This window comes from Gordonia sputi NBRC 100414 (assembly GCF_000248055.1).
GTDB classification, from domain to species: domain Bacteria; phylum Actinomycetota; class Actinomycetes; order Mycobacteriales; family Mycobacteriaceae; genus Gordonia; species Gordonia sputi.
This window is the reverse complement of sequence record NZ_BAFC01000020.1, coordinates 1-2,950: the sequence shown is the minus strand read 5'-3', so window position 1 is coordinate 2,950 and position 2,950 is coordinate 1. Positions and strand designations below refer to the sequence as shown.

At 60.6% G+C, this 2,950-nt stretch carries 3 protein-coding genes; 2 read left to right on the top strand and 1 reads right to left on the bottom strand.

Going from position 1 to position 2,950, the window contains the following annotated elements; genetic code table 11:
• A partial coding sequence (locus tag GOSPT_RS02425; protein WP_005202588.1) for a hypothetical protein occupies positions 1 to 845 on the top strand: 845 nt, incomplete at its 5' end.
• A gap of 528 nt (positions 846 to 1,373) precedes the next feature.
• Here the strand turns inward: GOSPT_RS02425 and GOSPT_RS02415 are convergent.
• A complete protein-coding gene (locus GOSPT_RS02415) occupies positions 1,374 to 2,189 on the bottom strand; it encodes an alpha/beta fold hydrolase (protein WP_005202587.1) in 816 nt (271 codons plus the stop codon).
• Between the two features lie 242 nt (positions 2,190 to 2,431).
• On the opposite strand from GOSPT_RS02415, the gene GOSPT_RS02410 reads away from it, so the two are divergent.
• Positions 2,432 to 2,842 (top strand): MarR family winged helix-turn-helix transcriptional regulator, encoded by a 411-nt coding sequence (locus GOSPT_RS02410; protein ID WP_039854469.1) that lies wholly within the window; start codon positions 2,432 to 2,434, stop codon positions 2,840 to 2,842.
• The last annotated feature ends 108 nt before the right edge of the window (positions 2,843 to 2,950 follow it).

The window sequence follows — 2,950 nt, the reverse complement described above, 5'->3', positions numbered from 1 at the left end:
AAGCTCGAGTGCGGAAACGTCATCTCATTCGGAACGCCGAGCAAGTGCGTGAGAGATGTCTTGCCTACGCTTCAGCATTCGCGTCGGCCGATACCAAGCCCGCAGAGCCAATGACATGGGAACAAGCACTCGATCAGCTCCTGGACCTCGACAAATTGGTTTCGAGCGACGTTGCACTGTTCCTTGCCGTCTCGCCGGGTTCGGAACAAACGGCAGTGCCCGAAGACTTTGGCACCGAAGAAGCCGCCGAGTTGCTCGGCGAGTTGTTCAGTCAGGAGCTTCCCCGCGCACGGGATTTGGTCTCGGAGCTTCAACGGCAGCATCCAGGTGCGGATAAGGAAACGATTGTCCGAATAGTCAAGCGCCAGTTCATGGTCAAGCTCCAGGATGATCTCCATTCCGACCAGCCAAATCAACGAGTCGTTGAGAGCGTAGCTTGTCTCACAATGGCATTCGCGATCGTAAGGGGCGTTGTACCGCACTCGGGACCCGAGTTCACTGCGCTCGGGGAGCGGATTATCGCGGGCACCACCAAGATTACGGCAGTGTATGGAAGAGCTAATGCCGCGCAATCCGCGGTTTTCGGCGGTGTCACCGCGTTCGCAAAGTACTTTCAGAGAGACCTCGTCGAACTGGTGTTCAACATGATGACCGCGCTCAAGCCCGGTCAGGCTGGAGTCGCTCGAGATCTATATAAGGCAGCGAGGTCGCGAGTCTGGAGCGCTCGATACAACAAACGCGTAGGTGCCGCGGCGGGGATGGGTGCCGCCGCAGCTTTCAAAAAAGGAATCGATGTCGGCGCACCGCGTTTGATCGTGCGTTATGTCGACCGCGCGATGCGCTGACGCAGCACTTACCTCAACTGCAGGGCAAGGCGCAATTACGTCGCAGTGACGGTTTTTACCTAGTAGACAAACCGCCATTCGAGGCGACTACGCATCGGCCGCTCTGTCAAGACTCGCCGATCGGGTGAAGAAGAATACAATTTGCCAATCTCGGTGATCATGGACAACAACAATGTGAACGTGCGAGAGGAGTGGCGGATGGCGACGCCGCCGACCTGGGTCTCGTCATTTCGGATGAGACTGAGCGCGTCGAGCTCTATCAAAAGCTGCGCCGAATTGATCACCGACCATTCCGCAAACCAGTGTTGCCCAATGACCTCGTGGCCGGTGGACGACGTCGTTCGCGACCTTCCCACGCGGGTTCGCCCGTCCGACATGCTCAAGTGACAGGTCGACGTCGGGGGAGCCCATCCGCCAGCCAGAGCGACGCGGTACCGGCCACCCGCTACAGGTCGTGGCCCGCCTGCGCGCGCTCAGGAGAGTGTGTGACGGTGGCTGATTTCGCCACGCCGCGGTGATGATCGGGAGTCAGCGCTGCGGACGCATGGTGGCGTGAGCGTCTGCGAACTCCCATACGTCGTGCACGAGGCGGTCCGGCGTCTCGACCTGGGGGAGGTGACCTGCGTTGGCGATAACGTCGAGACGGGCACCGGGGATGGCCGTGGCGTACCTCCGCCCGTGGCTGATCGGCACCATTGCGTCTGCCGCACCCCATACCACCAGCACAGGTGCGGTGATCTGTGAGAGCCGCCCGAGTAGCGTACGGTCGCCCATCTGCACTCCCGCAAGGGCACGCAGCGTGGCCTTGTTCGAAGCCATATTTTGCTGCACGGCCGCCGGCAGTGTAGCTGTGTCGAGTCGGTAGTGGTCGGGGTTGTAGTAGCTGATGTCGGTCACCTCGTCCATGGTGAGGCTGAAGAAGTCTTTGGTGGGATCATCTTCGATGATGAGGCCCACAGCATTGACGAGTACGACACTGCTTATCCGAGAGTTGTGGGCGAGGGCCATTTCCGCTGCGGTCCACCCGCCAACAGAATTGCCCACCACGGTCACGTCGTGGAGGTCGAGTTTCTCAATCAGCGCAAGGTGGACCGCGGCGAGGTCTTTGATGGTGGTCAATACGGAAGGCCGCGGGGTGCCGTCGAACCCGGGATGGACCGGAGCGATTACGCGAGCGTCGCGGGTGGTGGCCAACAGTTTGACGAATTCGCGGACCGAGTTTGAACCTGCGCCTCCGTGCAGCACCACGAAAGGGTGGCCGTGGCCGTGTTCGATATAGCTGACGGGTGTGATGCCGGCCTCGGTGCTGACAAGAGCGGTCTTGGTGGTCACTGGTGCGTTCATGTCGTTGTCTCCTTCTCGGCGGGTCGTGCGTGTTATCGATGGGGCAGATGGCAGTCGAGAGGTTCATAAAGTGCCTCGGCGACACCCGCATGCAAACGCCACAGTCGTGCGAACGGACACACTCCCTGCCGTAGTTGTCCGCATGGAACCCCGTAGGCTCGTGACACCAGCTTATATCAATATGTTGATATAAGCATGCTGAGCAATGCGCGACCGGGCGGTAAGGTTTGCTGGTGTCTTCGATGCAGGATGTGGCGCTGCTCATCAAGCGGCTGCAGAACCAACACCACAAAACACTCGACGCTGCGCTGGGCGCCATAGGACTTACTCTGGTTCAGTGGGACGCGCTGCGGCACCTGTCGCAGCACCCCGGAGCATCGCTACACGCCTTGGCGCAGTTGACCTTTCAGTCTGACCAAGGGTTCGGAACCCTGGCTGCTCGAATGGAGGATCGCGGCCTGGTTCAGCGGGAGGCAGGCAAGGGTCGCACCGTTACCCTGACGATGACCGCGAAGGGGCAAAGCCTCCTGGCGGACGCGGCGCACGTAGTCGACCACACATTGACCAGCACACTCGGTGTGCTCACCCAGGGTGAACTCGATGACCTCCACCGGTTACTTGACGAGGCACTCCGTCCCGCTAGCACCTCGTAACCGCGCAGCGGTGCTCCCGTAGTCGACGTCTAACGAGCCGGGTTCCGGTCGTCGCTGCGGCATCGACGCGCACGTACGCGATGACGCCCCACCACGCGAACCCGAATA